The sequence below is a fragment of the Cellulomonas sp. Y8 genome (assembly GCF_008033115.1).
GTDB lineage: Bacteria > Actinomycetota > Actinomycetes > Actinomycetales > Cellulomonadaceae > Cellulomonas.
This window is the reverse complement of sequence record NZ_CP041203.1, coordinates 1,255,102-1,272,844: the sequence shown is the minus strand read 5'-3', so window position 1 is coordinate 1,272,844 and position 17,743 is coordinate 1,255,102. Positions and strand designations below refer to the sequence as shown.

The 17,743-nt window shown below is 77.3% G+C and carries 10 protein-coding genes; 4 read left to right on the top strand and 6 right to left on the bottom strand.

Annotated elements, in window-relative coordinates; translation table 11 throughout:
- Window positions 1–2: 2 nt before the first annotated feature.
- From FKM96_RS05640 to FKM96_RS05630, 3 genes are all read right to left on the bottom strand, one after another.
- On the bottom strand, window positions 3–275 hold the full coding sequence (locus FKM96_RS05640; protein WP_147794405.1) for a hypothetical protein: 273 nt from the start codon (window positions 273–275) through the stop codon (window positions 3–5).
- Window positions 276–320: 45 nt separating this feature from the next.
- Complete coding sequence (locus tag FKM96_RS05635) at window positions 321–4,697, bottom strand: FtsK/SpoIIIE domain-containing protein (protein ID WP_147794404.1); 4,377 nt, start codon at window positions 4,695–4,697, stop codon at window positions 321–323.
- Between the two features lie 111 nt (window positions 4,698–4,808).
- Window positions 4,809–5,105, bottom strand: a complete 297-nt coding sequence (locus tag FKM96_RS05630; protein WP_147794403.1) for a WXG100 family type VII secretion target — start codon at window positions 5,103–5,105, stop codon at window positions 4,809–4,811.
- Between the two features lie 1,640 nt (window positions 5,106–6,745).
- On the opposite strand from FKM96_RS05630, the gene FKM96_RS05625 reads away from it, so the two are divergent.
- Genes FKM96_RS05625 through FKM96_RS05620 form a run of 3 tightly spaced genes read left to right on the top strand, consistent with a single transcriptional unit; the run spans window position 6,746 to window position 11,915 of the window.
- On the top strand, window positions 6,746–8,560 hold the full coding sequence (locus tag FKM96_RS05625) for a hypothetical protein (RefSeq protein ID WP_147794402.1): 1,815 nt from the start codon (window positions 6,746–6,748) through the stop codon (window positions 8,558–8,560).
- Window positions 8,557–9,849 carry an ABC transporter substrate-binding protein gene (locus FKM96_RS20545; protein WP_168216886.1) on the top strand — a complete coding sequence of 431 codons (1,293 nt, stop codon included), beginning with the start codon at window positions 8,557–8,559 and terminating at the stop codon, window positions 9,847–9,849. Before FKM96_RS05625 ends, FKM96_RS20545 begins: the two co-directional genes overlap by 4 nt.
- Entirely contained in the window at window positions 9,846–11,915 is a 2,070-nt protein-coding gene (locus FKM96_RS05620; RefSeq protein ID WP_168216885.1) for a serine/threonine-protein kinase, read from the top strand. Before FKM96_RS20545 ends, FKM96_RS05620 begins: the two co-directional genes overlap by 4 nt.
- Before the next feature lie 12 nt (window positions 11,916–11,927).
- Here FKM96_RS05620 and FKM96_RS05615 read toward each other — a convergent pair whose 3' ends face one another.
- The 3 genes from FKM96_RS05615 to FKM96_RS05605 are packed head-to-tail and all read right to left on the bottom strand — an operon-like array spanning window position 11,928 to window position 16,629.
- Window positions 11,928–12,920, bottom strand: coding sequence for an NAD(P)-dependent oxidoreductase (locus tag FKM96_RS05615; protein ID WP_147794400.1), 993 nt, complete (start codon window positions 12,918–12,920; stop codon window positions 11,928–11,930).
- The gene (locus FKM96_RS05610; RefSeq protein ID WP_147794399.1) at window positions 12,917–15,610 is read right to left on the bottom strand and encodes an alpha/beta fold hydrolase; all 2,694 of its coding nucleotides are present in this window, start codon (window positions 15,608–15,610) and stop codon (window positions 12,917–12,919) included. Before FKM96_RS05610 ends, FKM96_RS05615 begins: the two co-directional genes overlap by 4 nt.
- Window positions 15,607–16,629, bottom strand: a complete 1,023-nt coding sequence (locus FKM96_RS05605) for a 3-oxoacyl-ACP synthase III (protein ID WP_210417373.1) — start codon at window positions 16,627–16,629, stop codon at window positions 15,607–15,609. The genes FKM96_RS05610 and FKM96_RS05605 overlap by 4 nt, the downstream gene beginning before the upstream one ends.
- Window positions 16,630–16,904: 275 nt before the next feature.
- Here FKM96_RS05605 and FKM96_RS05600 point away from each other — a divergent pair, with 275 nt between their 5' ends.
- Window positions 16,905–17,738, top strand: coding sequence for a sulfurtransferase (locus tag FKM96_RS05600; protein WP_147794397.1), 834 nt, complete (start codon window positions 16,905–16,907; stop codon window positions 17,736–17,738).
- Window positions 17,739–17,743: the final 5 nt, after the last annotated feature.

The window sequence follows — 17,743 nt, the reverse complement described above, 5'->3', positions numbered from 1 at the left end:
GCTCACCGGAAGCTCTCCGCCAGGGCGGCGTCGACGCAGGTCATGCTGTCGACGGCGGCGTCGAGCTGGTCGCCGAGGTTGGCCCAGGAGGTGTAGGCGTTGGCGTCCTGCTGCCGGATCATCTGGAAGGCGTGGACGAACGCCTGGATCACGTCGTCGGAGCCGCACAGCGAGATCGAGGGGATGGAACGGTCCGGCCGGATCATCGACCGGCACTCCCGGAGCTTGCGCACGGGTTCGGCCACTGCGTCGCCGCTCACAGTCAGGGTGCTCACGGTGTCGTCCTCGCTCTCGGGTCGGGTGGTGCCGGTCGTGGCTGGTCAGGGGCGTGGCAGCTGGACGGTGCGCGCGTGCCCGGTCTGGACGTACAGCCCGCGCCCGACGGGGAAGTCGGTGCGCCGCACCCGGGGGAACGACGTCCGGAACAGGGAGTCGCCGTCGGCCTGGTCGGGCTGCAGCGCGATCCCGCGCCGTTCGCTGCGGAGCTCGCCGATCAGGGGCCAGGACGACAGCCAGGTCTGGGTCTCCGACTCGGCGATCACCAGGTGCCCGTTGCGACGCGCGGAGCGGATCAGCCCGAGCAGGGCGGCGTCCACCTCGGAGTTGACGAAGTCGGCGACGCCCTCGATGACGAGGGTGCTGCCGGGCTCGTCGTCGTGCGGGACCTCGAACTCCGGCGCCAGGTCCCGGGCCATGGCCGCGATGTCCTCCATCCGGAGGGCCGTGCGGTCCCACACGTCGGCCTTGCCCGCCGCGGAGCGCCGGGGGCCCACGTAGTAGAGGGGTGCATCGGCGCGGTGGCGCCGAAGCGCGTGCGCCAGGGCGATGAGCGCGGTCGTGCGCCCGGACCCGGACATGCCGGCGACGACGAACGTCCCCGACCGGCCGAACCCCATCGGGGCGAGCGTGTCGTCGGCGATGCCCAGGACGGGTTCGCCGGCGACGTCGTCCGGCAGGGCCTCGACCGGGACGACGCTCTCGAGCCGCCGCACCCCTGGCGCCTCCGGAGCCCCGCCCGCGGCGATCTGCGCCGCCAGCGCCTCGATGTGCGTGGCCTGCTCGACGGGTGCGTCGCAGCCACCCGGAGCGGCGACCTGGATCACGTCCGTGGTGCCGGACAGCACGGCGCGGCCGGCGGGGGACTCGCCGGAGAACACGTCCTTCGGGATCCCGAGCTGCGCGGAGGCGTTCTCGTCCACCTGGCGCAGCACCAGCCGCTTGCCCACGGCGCTGGCCATGGAGGTCGGCAGGCCGCTGGGCTGCTCCACGGTCAGGGCGACGTGGATACCGACGGCTCGCCCCTCGGCGAGGACCCGCTGGAGCTGGGACACGATGGCGGCGGTGGTCGACTGGCCCTCGTAGGTGCTCCGGAACGCCACCAGGCCGTCGAGCAGCAGGTACAACCGGGGGTCGTCCCGTCCGGCGAGGTCCCGGTAGCCGGTGAGGGTGTCGGCCCGCGCGGCGGAGTAGGCGCTCGCGCGCCGCTCGACCTCCGCCACCAGCTCCGTCAGCAGCCGCTGCACCCGCTCGGTGTCCGACCCCGCGACGACCGATCCCACCTGCGGCAGCGCCTCGATCATGCCGAGCGCGCCGCCGGCGAAGTCGAGCCCGTAGATCCGCACGTGCCCGGCGGCGGTGGCCGCGGCGACGGCGATCGAGCGCAGCGCGGTGGACTTCCCGGAGCCGGAGGTGCCGTAGATCGCGAGGGACCCGTCCTCGTCCGGCCGGTACCGGAACGCCACCTGGGCCTGGTCGGCGGGCACGTCGACGAGGCCGAGGGGCAGGTCGCCGTCGGTGTGGCCCGACCCGGTGTCCAGGGTGACGATCTCCGGCAGCTCGTCGAGCCACGGCCGCCGCGGCGCCGGGATGCCCGCCTGCTCCGCGGCGCGCCGGAGCGTCGCCACGACTCGCGCGGCGTCGGTCGGCCCCTCCGCGGGCCGCTCGAGCAGCGCCTCCGGCGGCGGTGGCACGGTCCACTCCTCCCCGGGCCCGAACGCCAGCGTCTCGATGCCCACCGACACCGGCGGGGGCGCGCTGTCGGACCGCCCGCCGACGTAGCCGGTCTGGAACATCGCGAGCCGCCCGGGCCCGGTCCGCACGGCGCCGCGGCCCGGGATCCGGGGGTCGAAGTGGGCGGCCATCGGGGAGCCGAGGACGTCGCTGGAGTCGGCCTCGTCGGCCATCCGCAGGGCGATGCGCAGGTTGGTGTTGGCGCGCAGGTTGTCCTTGATGACGCCGGCGGGGCGCTGGGTCGCGAGGACGAGGTGCAGGCCGAGGGAGCGCCCGCGCTGGGCGACGTCGACGACGCCGTCGACGAACTCGGGGATCTCCTGGACGAGGGCGGCGAACTCGTCCACGACGATGACGAGGGCCGGCGGGGTGCGGGGGTCGCCGGTGCGCTCGAGCGCGAGCAGGTCCTTGGCGCCGGCCTGGGCGAGCAGGTGCTCGCGGTGCCGGAGCTCGGCGCGCAGCGAGGTGAGGGCACGCCGCACGAGGTGGCCGGCGAGGTCCGTCACCAGGCCGACGCAGTGCGGCAGCTCGACGCAGTCGGCGAACGCGGCGCCGCCCTTGTAGTCGACGAACAGGAAGGTGACCCGGTCGGGGGAGTGCGCGGCGGCCATGCCGAGGACCCACGCCTGGAGGAACTCGGACTTGCCGGCGCCGGTCGTCCCGCCGACGAGGGCGTGCGGTCCCTGGGACCGGAGGTCGAGGACGAACTCGCCGTCGGTGCCCTGCCCGACCACGCCGCGCAGGTGGGCGTCGGACGACCGCCGGGCGGGCGGCGCGGTGCGGTCGAGGACCGACCCGGTCTCGTGCCAGCGCTCCACGACGGCGCCGGCGTCCTCGGCGACCTCCGGTCCGACGATCGCGAGGTAGCCGGCGGACCGGGGCAGGTCGGACTCGTCCAGGGTGAGGGCGCCGGCGTCGGTCACGCCCGCCAGGTGCCGCCCGAGGGCCGTGGCGGTCTCGGCGTCGAGGGTCTCGGGGGCGACGTCCCACCACCGGCCGTCGGCGATCCGGCCGGCGCGCGCGCCGCGCTCGTCGGCGACCAGGACGGCCCGGCAGGAGGCCGGCAGCCTGCGCTGGGTGTCGGCGCGCCAGAGGACCACGACCCCGGCGGCGAGCCCCTCCTCGGCGATCCGCACGAGCCGCCCGCGCTCGGCCGGGGCGTCGTCCTCGACGAGCAGCACGACCCAGGGCAGCGCGGTGCCACCGCGGGGCCGGGAGCCCTCGAGGCGGTGGGCGATGAGCTCCTCGACCTGCGTGACGACGGTCGCGCACGCGGCGGGGCTGGACGCGAGGTGCGCCCCGAGCGGGGAGTGCGCCGAGTCGACGTGCGGCAGCCACGACAGCCACTCCCAGCGGGACGCGCTGGTCCGGGACGCGAGGCCCGCGACCACCACCTCGGCCGGCGAGTGCAGGCACGCGACCTGCGCGAGCAGCGCGCGGACGACGGGGACCGCGTGCTCGGGGTCCCCGGCGACGCCCAGCACACCGAGGTCGGTGAGGTCCACGGTGTGCGGGACGCCGGTGACGTCCCGCAGCTCGTGCAGCACGTCCTGGAGCTCCTGCCATAGGCCGGCGTCGGCGGAGCCGCGGGACGGCTCCTCGACCGTGGTGCGCGACGGCGCGGTGCCGGTGCCGACCCGGACCGCGAGGAACCCGGGTTCCCCGGGCCGGCTCGACCACAGCACGGGCGCGAGGCCGAGGGCGGCGCCCACCGTCTCCCGCGTCGCCGGCGCCTCCGCGAGCCGCGCCTGCCGCTCGGACTCGTGGTCCGCGCGGACCTGCGCGCGCAGCAGGTCGAGCCCGTCGTGGAAGGCGGCGGTCTCGGTGACGAGCTTCCGCTTGCCCGTGCTCCGGCCGTTCCACCAGTTGGCCGCCATCATGAGCGGGCTGAGCGCCACGAACATGAGCGACATCGGGTTGCGGGTGAAGGCGTACATCGCGGCGCCCATCACCATCGGCCCGATGAGCATCAGCGCCGGGAAGCGCGAGGGCGTCGGCGGTGTGGGCACGTCCGGCGCGGGGACCGTGCGCTCCGGGTAGCGGGCGACCAGCCGCGGCGAGCGGTTGTAGGCCATCACGGCCCCCGACGCCCCGGCGGTGTGGGTGCGGGCCTCGGGGTCGATCACGAGGACCTGGAGCTCGGTACCGCCGAGCACGAGGATGTCGTCGGGGCGCAGGACGCCGCGGGTCACGGCGCCGTCGCCGATGACGACCCCGTTGGCGGAGCCGGCGTCGACGACCTCCACGACGTCGCCGACGAGCAGCCGCGCGTGCAGGCGGGAGACCTGGGGGTCGGTGAGCCTGAGGTCGCAGTCGGGTCCGCGCCCGATCGTGGCGGTGCCCGCGGGGAGGTCGAGCTCGCGGCCGGAGTCCGGGCCGGCGACGACGACCAGGCGGACGACCGCGGGCGCCTCGGCGCCCTCCTCGCGGTGGTCCGCCGCGGCGACGGTGATGGTCGACCCCGCGCGGAAGCCCGACTCGCTGAGCGTGGTCGCGGGATCGAGCGTGCGGAGCTCGACGTCGTCGGGCCGGTGGATGCGGAGCACGCGAGGTGGGGGCGGGGCGCCGACGGGATCCGCACGGACCAGCGCGTCGGCGAGGTCGCCCGTGGTGGCCGTGGCGTCGGTGGTGATCGTCACCGGGGTCGCCGGCGCGTGCGGTCGGCGCAGGACGACGCGGGTGCGCATGGCTCCTCCGGGGACGGGACGGCGGGCGGCGGCCAGGCCGTCGAAGGCGGGCGGGCGGGGCGAGCCGGCGCCGTGCGGAGGGGTGCGGCCCCCGCACGGCGCCGGTCGCGGTCAGCCGCGCAGCCGCGCGGCGATCTCGGTGTCGGTGTCGCGCAGCACCTGCGCGGTCGTCCGCAGGTTCTGCGCGATCTCGGTCAGGTTGCTCACGGTCGTCGTGGCCGCGGTCGTGAACTGCTCGTAGCTCTGGTTGAACGCACCCGACGCCTGGTCGGTGACGAAGCCCGACGACACGAGGTTCTGGATGAACGTGCGCAGCTGCGTCAGCTGGTCGTTCAGCTGATCGCGCCCGTTCGTCAGGCGGGTGGCGGCGGCGTCCATCTCGTCGTAGCTCACGTTCAGGTTGGCCATGGGGGACTCCCTCGTCGTCGGTGGCGGGCGGGGTGCGCCGCCCGTGCTGCCGGACGCTAGCGCGCCTCTCAGTGCCGCCGGAGGAAAGTTGAGTGCCGTCGGGGAAAGTTGAGTGGCGACGGAAATCGACACGGTATCGAAATGTGGTCAGACCGGGCACCGGTGCTACCTGAGCGGATGCAGCACTCAGTGGCAGGGCGCGCCCTGAGTAGTGCGCGCCGCGGGCCACTGGGTGGTGTGCGCGCCGTCCCGGACGACGTCCCGCGCCGCTGTGACCTGGGTGTCCGCTACTGTCCACCCCGCCGGTGCGCCCGTGCCGCCCGGCCCGCCGCCCGGCCCGCCGCCGCGTCGATCGTCCGTCGAAGGAGTCCGTGTGTCCGCCGTTCCTCGTGCCCTGAATGCGTGGTCGGCTCGCCGCCGCATTGTCGTGGCCGCCGCTGCGCTCGGCATTCTCGCGCTCGTTTCGGTGCTCCTGGTCCCGCGCCATTCCGTGGCCTCTGAGCAGCACGGGTTGCAGACCATCGGCGTGCAGCTGGGGACGGACGGGGCGATCCGGGCGGTGTCCACGGCGAGCGTCGTGCGGGACGAGGCCGGGGGCATCACGGAGCTCCGCGAGGACCTGGAGCCGGCGCAGGCCGCAGCCGACCTGCCCGTGCGGGTGCAGACCGCCTGGTGGCACGACGGGACCTCGGGCACCGACCTCGCGGACCTCGACGGCAGGGCGGGGCGGTTCGTCGTGCAGGTGGCCGTCCAGGACCTCACCGCGCAGCCGACCGACGTGGCGTTCGAGACGGGCGGCGCCCGGTACCAGCAGCAGGCGCTGGTGGGCGTGCCGCTGACGGTGGTGGCGAGCGCCGTCGTGGGCGCCGGGGACCGGGTGGTCCAGGTCGACGACGGCGCGCAGGACGACCCGCGGGTGACCGACGGCGTTCTGGTGGAGACGGTCGAGGGCGCGCGCTCGGTGCAGTGGGCCGCGTTCCTCGCCGCCCCGATGCTGTCCCCGACCGCCGAGTTCACTCTGGTGGTCGAGTCGGCGGACTTCCGGGCGCCCTCCGTCGACCTGACCGTCCAGCCGGGGCTGGTGACGGACCCGTCGGTGGCCGCGCTCATCGACCGCGCGTACGGCGCGGACGGGTACGCCGCGCGGCAGGAGAGCGCCGCGATCGGGCTCGTGCAGCGGGTGGGCCGGACCCTGGCCGAGGGGCTGGACTTCGTCGACCAGGTGCACGCCGCGCTGGTGCAGGACGTGGCGCACCTCGGCGAGCGGACGTACCAGAACCTCGGGTCGAGCTCCGAGCAGGTGCTCGACCACCTCGCCCGCACGGGCGAGGAGCTCGAGGCCGTGCTGACCGACACGCGGTCCGGCCTCACCCAGGTCGGCTCCGAGACGCACCGCGGCGTCCGCGACCTGTCGCGCTCGGTCACGGACGTCCTCGGCTCGCCCGGCGTGCGCCCCGCGCTGTCGGAGACGGTCGTGGCCGGCTGCTCGGTCACGATGCCGGCGCTCGCCGAGGGCGAGGCGCGCACCGTGTCCGCCACCGTGCACCTGGCGGACGCACAGCTCCGAGCCGTCGCGGACCTGTTCGCGCGCGGGCGGGACCGCGCCCCCCGACAACTGCCGCGCGGCGTTGCACGAGCTGGTGCTGGAGACGGTGGGCGACCCCGTCGCTCTCGAGGACCCCGAGGCCGCCGCCCGCTGCGTGGCGACCCCCGAGGACCGGCGCACCGTCGCGTGCACCCTCGCGGTGGCGCGCGGCGCCCTCGCCGCGGACTTCACGCTGCTCGCGACCGCGCTCGACGACGTGCGCACCGTGGCCGACCGGCTCGACGTCGGCGCGCTGAGCGGCACGCTCGGCGGGGCGCAGGGCGTGGCCGCGTCGCTGACGACGCTGCGCGACGAGCTCGCGGCTGCGCGGGCGGGGTCCCGCTCGGTCGGCGCCGACCTCGCCGCCTGGGTGGACCGCGTCCAGGCCGCGTCGGACGACGCCCGCGCGGGCGTGGAGGCGTCGCGTGGGGCGCTGACCGGCACGGCGGCGGCCGTGGACCGGCTGCGATCGGCCAGGGACGACGTGCACCGGCTGCTGTTCGATCCTGCCGACGGCCTCGGCGCGACGCTCGACGCGCTCACCGAGCCCGGGGGAGCGCCTGCCGGCACGGGCGCGTGGTTCCTCGCGTCGCCGTACGCGGGCGCGCTCGACGACCTGGCTGCGACCCTCGGGGGCGACGGGTGCCCCGCGGGCTGGTCGGACGACCTCGGCCCCGGCTCGGAGGCAGAGGAGGTCGTCGCGGCGCTGGACCGTCTGGGCGCGGCGGACTGCGCGCTCGGCGACCTGGCGGCGGCGACCGCCGACCTCGTCACCGGCTACGCGAGCGCGGTCGCGGCGAGCGACCTGCTGACCGAGAGGGCCGCCACCGCGCGGGCTGCGCTCGACGCCGTCGAGGACGCCTTCGGCGCCCTGGACGCGGCGGTGGACGACCTGGAGGCGTCTACCGGCGCGTCCGGGCCGATGGCGCAGGCGCTGCGGGCCCTCGACGACCCCGGCTCCGGCACCGGGGCGCTCGCGGTGGTCGCGGCGGAGGTCGAGGAGGCGCGCGCGCTCGTGGCCGACGGTGGGGACCTGCTCGCGCTCGACGAGCGGGTGGCGGCCCTCGTGGAGCTGGTGAGCGGGATCTGGCCCGACGACTCGGTCCAGCCCGCGCCCGACGCTCGCGAGTGCGCCACGGTGCAGCCGTCGCCCGCGGGGCGTCCCGACGCCTCGGCGCAGGCGGTGGTGTGGCTCGCGAACCGGCTGCTCTGCCTCGAGGCCGAGCTGGCGAGCCGGCTGCGTGACCTCGACGACCGGCTGGTTGCGGTCTCGGCCGGCTCCGACGCGCGGCTCGGGCTGACCTCCGAGCGGACCCGGGACGCCGCCGACCGTGCGCACGAGCAGGTCGACCTCCTCTCCGCCGGGCTGGTCGCCGAGGTGACGGTGCAGCGGGAAGCGGCCACGGCGAGCTCGCAGGAGCTGGTCGCGGCGGCCCGGGAGCAGGTTCGGGAGGAGATGGACGCGGTCCTCGCGGGTTACGACCTGGCCAGCAGCGGGGTCCTCCAGCAGCTCACCGAGGCGATGGACCGATCGGGCGCCCAGTCGCAGTCCGTGTCGGCGTCGCTCGGCGGGGACTTCGCCGACCTCCTGGCCAACCTCGGGTCGCCCGACCCCACCAGCAGGGGCGGTCTGCTCGGCAAGCTGCACGGCGTCACGACGCAGGTCGGTGACACGGGCGGCGTGCTCGACTCGGTGCACGGCACCACGACCGCGTACGGCAACGTCCGCTCCGGCGAGCTCCGCGACCTCGACCTGCGGGCCGCCCAGTTCGCCGCGGCGGAGGAGCGGCTCACCGCGTACCGACCGTTCGCCGGCGTCGAGGAGGACCTCGAGACGGTGTTCGTGTTCCAGCTCCGGGGCGAGCGGTGACGCCGCGCCCGGTCCGCGCGGCCGCAGCCGGCGCGGTCGCGGCCCTGCTGGCGGTCCTCGGCGCGTGCACCGCCCCGGAGCCGCCGCCGGAGGTCCCGGCCGTGCGGCCCGAGCTCTCCCGCACGGCGGAGATCCCGGCAACGGTCCGCCTGGGCGTGCTGGTCCCGCCGCTGGAAGGCGCCGGGTCCGAGTTCCGGCCGCTGGTCGAGGGTGCGCAGGTCGCCGCGTACCGGTTCGGGCTCGGCGGTCACCGGGTGGAGCTGCGCGTCGCGCTGGACGACGGCACCGCGGACGGGGCGCTGCGGTCGATGCACGCCCTGCTCGCCGAGCGCGTCGCGGGGGTCGTCCTGGCCTCGCCCGGGTCGCACACGGTCGCCGCCCTGGCGGCGGCGGACGACGCGGCGACCGCCGTGGTGCTGCCGTACGGTGCCGCAGCGGGTGTCGCACCAGGCGCGTGGTCGGTCGCCCCGAGCCCCGGCGCCGTCGCGGCGCGGGTGCACGACGCGCTCGACGGGCTGGCGGCGAGCACGCCGTACCGAGTGGCGGCGGCCGACCGGCCGGACCCGGGCCCCGGCGACGCGCCCGACGACGACGTGCCGCCGGGCGCGCCGTCCCGGACGGGAACCCCCGAGGACCCGGCCGCCACCGCCGCGGAGATCGTCACGCTGCTGGACCAGCGGCTCGTCGACGCGGTCGTCGTGGACGCGCCCGCGGTCGACCAGGCCGCCCTCGTGGTCGCGCTGCAGGGCCTGCTCGGGACGAGACAGCTGCCGGTGGTGCTCACCCCGGAGGCGCTGACCCCGGTGTTCGGGGACAAGCTCGCGGCCGCGGGGACCTCGGGCGGCCGGCTGGTGGGCATCGGCACCGACACCCAGGACCACACCGCTCTCACGGGCTCGGGCGAGGGATCCCGCACCGCGGCGTTCCTGGCGGCGGTGCGGCTCGCGGCCGGCGACCCGGGGTGCCGCAACGTCTACGACGACGACGCCTGCGGGGCGGGTGTGCCGAGGGCCGACGCAGCGAGCCACGACGCCGCGCTGGCGCTCGTCCGGGCCGTCGACCGCGCGGGGTCGGACGAGCCCGCGCGGGTGCGCGAGGCGCTCGGCGGCCTGCAGCTCGGGCGGGCGGACGGGCTCGCCGGGCCGGACCTGGACTTCCGCTCGGCCCAGGCGCTCGCGGACGCCGACGTGGTGCTCCTGCAGGCCTCGACGTCCGACGCCGGGGTGCGGCCCGCCGCGCCCGACGGGTCGCGGGCCGCCCTGTCCTGGTTCGCCGGGGCCACGCCGTGACGGAACCGGCCGCCGCGGGTCGCGCCCTCGGCAGCCGGTACCGGCTCGTCGACCGGCTGGGGTCGGGCGCGTCCGGCGAGGTCTGGCGAGCCCAGGACCGCGAGACCGGTGCCGACGTGGCGGCGAAGCTCCTCTGGCCCCAGCACGCGGCCGATCCGGAGATCCTCGGGCGGTTCGTCCGGGAGCGGTCGGTGCTCCTCGGCCTGGACCACCCGCGGGTGGTCCGGGTCCGCGACTTCGTCGCCGAGGGCCGGGACCTGGCGATCGTGATGGACCTCGTCGCGGGGCCCAGCCTCGGCCGGCTGCTCCGGGAGCGGGGCACGCTGCCGCCCGCCACGGCGGTGCCGCTCGCGGTCGCGGTGCTCGACGCGCTCGACGCCGCCCACCGCCGGGGGGTGGTGCACCGGGACGTGAAGCCGGACAACGTCCTGCTGGCCCGCGCGGGCAGCCTCGCGGCGGCCGACGTCCGGCTGGCCGACTTCGGCATCGCGGGCATCGTCCAGGACGAGGCCGCGCCCGGCACCGAGCTGATCGGCACCCCCGCCTACATGCCGCCCGAGCTGGTGGAGTACGGCAGGTCCGGGCCGGCGTCGGACGTCTACGCGGTCGGCGTGCTCCTCTACGAGCTGCTCGCCGGCCGGACACCGTTCGCCGGAGAGGGCACCCACCTGACCCTCGGCATGCGGCAGGTGGAGGACGCCCCGCCGCCGCTGCCGGTGTCCGACCCGCTGCAGCGGGCGCTGGACCTTCTGCTGAGCAAGGACCCCGCCGCGCGGTCGACCGCGGCGGAGGCCGCGCACCTGCTCAGGTCTCTGCGCGAGACGGACCTCGCGGGCCCGGCGCTCGCGGTGCAGCCGACGCCGGCGTCCTGGGCGCGGAGTGCGACGGCGTTGCCGGGGAAGCGGGCCGTGGAGGCGGCGCTCCGCGGGACGTCCTCCGCGGACACCCCCGGGGCCGCAGCGAGGCCGGACCGCGCGGCCGTCGGGGCGCCTGCCGAGGCGCCCGACGACCTCGAGGCCACCTCGCTCCGCGCGGCGCGGCCGGCGCGCCCGGCTCGGCCCGTCGGTCCCGCCGAGGACGAGCGGTCGTCGGAGCCCGACGGGTCCACGATGATGCGGACGGCGGCTCCGGACCCGCGGATCGTCCCCCGGAGCGGGCCGGCGCGCCGGACGTCGAGGCGCGCCAGGGTGCTGATCGGGGTCGGTGCGGTCCTGCTGCTGGGTGGCACCGGGGCGGGGGTGTGGGCCTCCGGGGTCCTCGACCGGGAGGCGGACGCGACGGAGGTCGACGTCACCACGGCGGCGGCGCACCGCAGCGGCGACACCCTGCCGACCGGCCTCCGGATGGACCTCGACGCGTCGTGGGACGCGCGGGACCGCGTCACGCGGCTCCGGGTCTCGCTGTCGGCGGCCCCGAACGCGCCGCTCAGGGGCGACGTCCTCGTCGTCACCCCGGCGCCGGACGGCGGCTGCGCCGACGCGGCCGAGGAGGAGGGGGTGGTGCGGCCCGTCCGGGCGTCGAGCGACGGCGTCGACCTGGCGTGCGGCCAGCGGCTGCTCGACGTCGACCTCTCGGGGCCGGGGACCGCCGTCGTCGATCTCGCCCTGGACCTGGTGCCGGTGGCCGCGGACGGAGCGGTCGCCGACGACTACGGCCCGTGGTTGGAGACGGTGCAGCAGGCCACCGACGCGGCCCTGCCGGGCTTCCCCGGCGCCGCGTTCGCGCTGCAACGGGTCTCCGGCGTACGGGTCGAGCCGACCGGGGTCACTCTCACGGGTACCGCGACCCCGGTGCCGTACCGGGTGACGGCGCAGCTCGCCGGGGCAGCCGGTGCCGAGGAGATCGAGCTGTTCACCCCGGACACGAGCGACGGCATGGAGACCGAGCTCCTGCAGCAGCTCACCGGGGGTGCCGGGCTCGACGGCGTCACGGTCTCGTCGTGCCACGCCGCCCAGGTCGTCGGCATCCGCGTGCTCGCCGAGCAGCCCGACTCGTCGTGCCACGCCCGGGTCCTCGTCGGCGCCCTCGACTCGGGCGAGGCGGGGTTCGCGATCCGGATGCGCTGAGCGGCGCCCGCCTCAGCCCCGAGCGCCGCCGTAGTGCGCCGCCAGCCGCGCGAACCCCTCGTCCAGGCTCACGGCCGGCGTCCACCGCAGGTCGGCGCGCGTGGCCCGCTGGTCGAACCAGTGCGCGGTCGACAGCTGCTCCGCGAGGAACCGGGTCATCGGCGGCTCGTCCGTCCCGGGGCGCAGCCGCCAGACGGCCTCGACCAGGCCGCCCGCCGCGCGGGCGAGGCCGGCGGGGACGCGCCACGCCGGGGGCTGCACCCCGCCCGCGCGGCAGATGCCGGCGAGCAGGTCGGCGACGGTCCGCGGCTCGCCGTTGGTGAGCACGTAGGCGTTCCCGTGCACCTCGGGCGCGTCCGCCCGGTCGAGCGCCGCGACGATGCCGTCGGCCGCGTTGTCGACGTAGGTCGTGTCGATGAGCGCGGCGCCCTGGTCGAGCAGCGGCAGCCGGCCGCGGGCGGCGCGGTCGAGCACGCGCTCGACGAGCTGGGTGTCCCCGGGGCCCCAGACGAGGTGCGGGCGCACGGCCACGACGGCCGTCCCGCCCTCGCCGCCGCGGTCGCGGTCGAGCGCCAGCAGCTCGGCCGCCGCCTTCGTGCGCGCGTAGTCGCCGCGGGCGTGGGCGGGGTCCGCGGGCTCGGCGCCGACGCCGACGAGCGACGAGCCGCCGTGCGCGACCGACGGCGACGACACCTGGACGAACCGCCGGACCCCGGCGCGCTCGGCGGCGTCGAGCAGGGTGGTGGTGCCGCCGATGTTGACGGCGTCGAACTCCTCGCGGGGTCCCGCGAGCGAGACCCGGGCCGCGAGGTGCACGACCGCGTCGACGCCGTCGAGCGCCGCGGCGACGGCCGCCGGGTCGGTGACCGACCCTGCGACGTCCCGGGCCCCGGGCACCCCCGAGGGCCGGCGCTGCAGCGTGCGGACGTCGTCGCCGCGGCCGGCCAGCACGCGCGCGACGGCGCCGCCGAGCAGCCCGGACGCCCCGGTCACCAGGACGGTCACGGCGCCCCCACCGGCCCTCCGGACAGGACGCGCGCCGCCCAGGCGGCCAGCCGGGTGCGGTCGATCTTCGAGTTGTGCCGGACGTCGGTCGGCATCCGCGGCGCGACCAGGACGGCGGCGAGCGGGACCGGGGAGGCGGCGCGCGCGGCCTCCGCCAGGTCCGACGGGGCCAGGCCGGCGCGCCGGGTCGCCTCGTCGGCGGGCGGCTCGACGACGGCCACCGCCTGCTGCACGCCCGAGGGCCCGACGCCGACGACGGCCGCCCGGCGCACGCCGGCCACCCGCTCGACGTGCTGCTCCGGCCCCACCGGCGCCAGCGGGCCGTCGGCGGTGACGAGCACGTGCGCGAGCCGGCCCTCGATCCACAGCCGGCCCTCGGCGTCGAGGTGGCCGACGTCGCCGGTGCGGTGCCAGCGGCCGTCGGGCACGTCGCGCTCCGCGGCGCGGTCGGTCAGCCACAGCCGGTCGTAGTGCTGTTTGAGGTGCGGGGCGCTGATCAGCACCTCGCCGAGCACGCCCGGGGCGTCCGACGGTGCACCGGTCGCGGCCCCGTCGGCGTCGAGGGCGCTGACCAGCACCCGCCCGGGTCCGACCGGCCGTCCGACGCACACGCCCGCGTCCGGCGCGGCCGCGGCGGACCGGATGCCGTCGAGGGTGATGTCGGTGACCAGCAGGCACTCGGTCATCCCGTAGGGCGTGTGCGCCTCCGCCGCGGGCATCAGCGCGGCGGCCGACCCGAGCAGGTCGGCGCTGATCGGGGCCCCGGTGGACAGGAAGGTGCGCACCCGGGCCAGCGCGGCGCGGTCGTCGGCGTCGAGGTCGTCCGCGGTCGCGACCACGTTGAGGATCGCGGCGGGGGACAGGAACACGATGGAGCCGTCGGCGGCCCGCACCGCGTCTGCCACCGCGCGGGCGGTGAGCGTCCGGGGGGCGGACACGTCCATGTCGGGCGTCACCGACCGCGTGCCCAGCGCCGGGCCGAGCAGCGCGAACGGGGCGAAGCCCGTCACGAGGCCGGTCTCCGGCCCGACGTCGAAGTGCGTCGCCAGCACGTCCCGGAGCGCCGACAGCTGGGCGTGGGTGTAGACGACGCCCTTCGCGGGTCCGGTGGAACCGGACGTGAACAGGATCGCCGCCTCGTCGCGGGGACCGGGCTCGGCCGGCAGGACCTCGTCGCGGCCGAGGTCGGCGACGTCGAGGAGCAGGTGGGTCACGTCGAGCGCGCGCCGGGCCGCGGGGCCGAGGGGCTCGGCCGCGATCCGCACGCCGGGCCAGCCGAGCGCGCGCGCCGCGAGCAGGCCCTTCGTCTGCCCGACCACCCAGTCGGGCTGGGCGCCGCGCTGCGCGCGGGTCAGGCCGCGCGGGCCGAGGCCGGCGTCCGCGACCACCACGACCGCGCCGATCCGGAGGCAGGCGTAGACGAGGGCGGTGAGCGTCGGGCCGGGCTGCACCAGCAGGGAGACCCGGTCGCCGCGCTCGACGCCCACCCGCCGCAGGCCGGCCGCGATCCGGCGCACCTGGCGGGCGAGCAGCCGCCAGGACACGGTCCGCGGGCCGCCGTCGGCGCCCATGTCCAGCACCGCGGGGCCGGGGTCGTCGGCGCGGGCGTCGAGCCGGTCCCACAGGGGGGTCCAGGGGGCCGCCTCGTCGGGCGCCTCGTCGGCCGGCGTCGCCCGGGCCGGGGCGCCCGCGGCGGCCCTGGTGCCGTCGCCCGGCACCGCCTCCGCGAGCCAGCCGAGCAGCGGCGTCGCCCAGTCCACGTCCTCGGCGACCAGGTGCCCCGCGCCCTCGTACCGGTGCACGCGCGCCTGCGGCAGCCGGTCGACCAGGTCGTCCAGGTACCGGTCGCGGAACACCGGGTCCCGAGGGCCCCACTGGAGCAGCGCGGGGACGTCGAGCCTGGCGACGCCCGCGGCGATCCGGCGCAGCTCCGGCGCGCTCGGGTGGTCGTGGTGCCCGGGGATGTCGGCGACGAAGCCCTCGACCCCGCCGCGGTCCTCGGCGTGCCGGTAGGGGGCCCGGTACGCGTCCGCGACCTCCCGGGCCAGGGGCGGGTGCGCCAGGGCGAGCGTGGTCTCGAGGAAGGCGGGCGTGGTCGACGTCGCCAGGCGGAGCACCGGCCCGGCGGTGGCCGCGCGCAGCGGCGCCGGGATCGGCTCGCCGTCCGGGTGGGCGACCGCGGTGTTGAGCAGCGCCAGGCCGGCCAGCTGGTCGGGGTGGTCGACCGCCCAGCCCATCGCGACGACGCCGCCCCAGTCGTGCCCGAGCACCACGACCGGCCCCGTCAGCCCGAGGGCCGTCGTGAACGCGTCGAGGTCCCGGACCCGCTCGGGCAGCGTGCGGTGCCGGCCGGTGCGCGCGGAGAAGCCCATGTCGAGCTGGTCGACCGCCACGACGCGCCACGCCGGCCGGCCCGCGGCCGCCGCGTCGAGCGTCGCCGGGATCAGGGACCGCCACAGGTAGGACCACGTCGGGTTGCCGTGCACGGCGAGGACCGTGCCGACCGGCGTGATCCCGCGCGCGGCGAGCTCGGGCCCCGTGTCGAGGTGGTGCCAGGCGGGTTCGCCGGCGCCGAGCCCGGTGTCGGGGGCGCCGTCGGGGAGCGGCAGCAGCCGGCTGAACCGCGGGTCCAGGCCGGGCAGCCCGGCCGGCGGTGCGGAGGCGGGACGGACGCGGAGCGCCCCGGTCACCAGGCGAGCTCCATCATCGCGGTGTTGATGCCCGAGCCGACGCCCATGAGCAGGACCCGGTCGCCCGACCGCAGGGAGTGCTGCTCCTCGACCAGCGTGATCGGGATCGACGCGGGGCCGACGTTGCCGAGGTGCGGGAAGGTCGTGGGGACGCGCTTCCGGTTCAGGCCGACCGCCTTGACGATGGCGTCGGTGTGCACCCGGGACACCTGGTGCGTGACGTACCGGTCCATCGACGACCAGTCCCAGTCCCGCTGCGCCTCGTGCCAGGCGTCGACCACGAGCTCCAGCCCGCCCTCGAGCAGCGCCCGGGCGTCGGTGAGCATCGCGTCGGCGCTGCCCACGCACAGGTCGTGGAACCGGGTGGCCGCGCGGGTCACCCCGCCGAGGACCCGGTGCCCGCCGGGGTTCTCGTCCGTCCGGCCGAGGACGGCCGCCGCCGAGCCCGAGCCGAGCGTCAGCGTCGCGAACTCCTCCATGAACTCCTCGCGGCCGACCTCCGGCCGGAGCAGCCGCTCGACGGTGGTGCGCTGGATGTCGTCGGCGTCCTCGCCGTTCACCACGACCGCGTACCGCACCTGGCCGGACTCGATCATCGTGGCCGCCAGGCTCATGCCGTTGATGAACCCGAGGCAGGCGTTCGCCACGTCGAAGTTCACCGCGTGGCTGCCGAGCCCGAGCCCGTGGTGCAGCCGCACCGCGACGGACGGCTCCAGGTGCTTGCGGGTCACCGAGGTGTTGATCAGCAGCCCGACGTCGCCGGGGTTCACGCCTGCCTCGCGGAGCGCCTCGGCGCCCGCGGCGATCGTCGCGGTGTCGGCGTCCTCGCCCGGCCCCCAGTTGCGACGCTCCTCCACCCCCGCGACGCGCTCCAGGACCGTCCGCGGCAGCCGCAGCCGGCGCAGCGCCGACCCGAGCCGCTCGGAGATCTCGGCGGACGTGGTGATGCGGCTGGGCAGCCGGCTCGCGACGGAGAGCAGCGAGACGTTGCCGAACCGGGTGGTGGCGTTACCGGACACACGGGCTCCAGACGGGCGACAGGACGAGCGGGGCTCGCGGCGTACTGAGGGAGCCAGCATGCTGCACCCGGCTCCAGCGCGCGCCACGAAGGTCCTGGTGCGACGGAGCGGACCTCTCTGCCGGGGGTCCGGGACGGGGCACCACGGGGGGAACGAGCGCGCGATCCCGCGGGTTCCGGCCGCCGCGCGTGGTGTCGGACACGTCCCGCACCCGCCCGCCCGCCGGAAGCGCCGTCCCTGGTCGCCGGACCGCCCGCGCCCGTAGGTTGGGCGCCATGACCGACGTCCTCGTGTCCGCCGCCGACCTCGCCCGCGAGCTCGACGGGCCCACCCCGCCGCGGCTGCTCGACGTGCGCTGGGCGCTCGGCGGCCCGCCGGGGGTCGACGCGTACCGGGCCGGCCACCTGCCGGGCGCGGTGTTCGTCGACCTGGACACGGAGCTCGCCGCGCCGCCGAGCGCCGCCGAGGGCCGGCACCCGCTGCCCGACGTCGCGGACCTGCAGGCGGCGGCGCGCGGCTGGGGGCTGCGCGCCGGCGAGCCGGTCGTGGTCTACGACGACTCCGGTGCCACGTCGGCCGCGCGGGCGTGGTGGCTGCTCCGCTGGGCGGGCGTCGCGGACGTGCGGATCCTCGACGGGGGGCTGCCGGCCTGGGTCGCGGCCGGCGGGGCGCTCGACACGGGCGAGGCCGCGCCGGAGCCCGGCGACGTGACGCTGACCGGCGGCCAGCTCCCCGTGCTCGACGCCGACGGCGCCGGCCGGTGGGCCGAGGAGGGCGTGCTGCTCGACGCCCGCGCCGCCGAGCGGTTCCGCGGCGAGGTCGAGCCCGTCGACCCGCGCGCCGGGCACATCCCCGGCGCGGTGAGCGCGCCGACCGGGGACAACCTGGACGCCGACGGCCGGTTCCGCCCCGTCGACGACCTGACCGCGCGGTTCGCCGCCCTCGGGGTGGCCGAGGGCGGCGAGGTCGCGGTCTACTGCGGCTCCGGCGTCACCGCCGCGCACCAGGCGGCGGCGATCGTGCTGGCCGGGCGCACCCCGGTGCTGTACCCGGGGTCGTGGTCCCAGTGGTCGAACGACCCGGACCGCCCGGTCGCCGTCGGGGAGTGACGCCG

Bases quoted from the DNA above. Each gene is read 5' to 3' on its own strand.
- FKM96_RS05635 (WP_147794404.1), bottom strand. From the start codon at position 4,697: ATGCGCACCCGCGTCGTCCTGCGCCGACCGCACGCGCCGGCGACCCCG.
- FKM96_RS05630 (WP_147794403.1), bottom strand. From the start codon at position 5,105: ATGGCCAACCTGAACGTGAGCTACGACGAGATGGACGCCGCCGCCACC.
- FKM96_RS05600 (WP_147794397.1), top strand. From the start codon at position 16,905: ATGACCGACGTCCTCGTGTCCGCCGCCGACCTCGCCCGCGAGCTCGAC.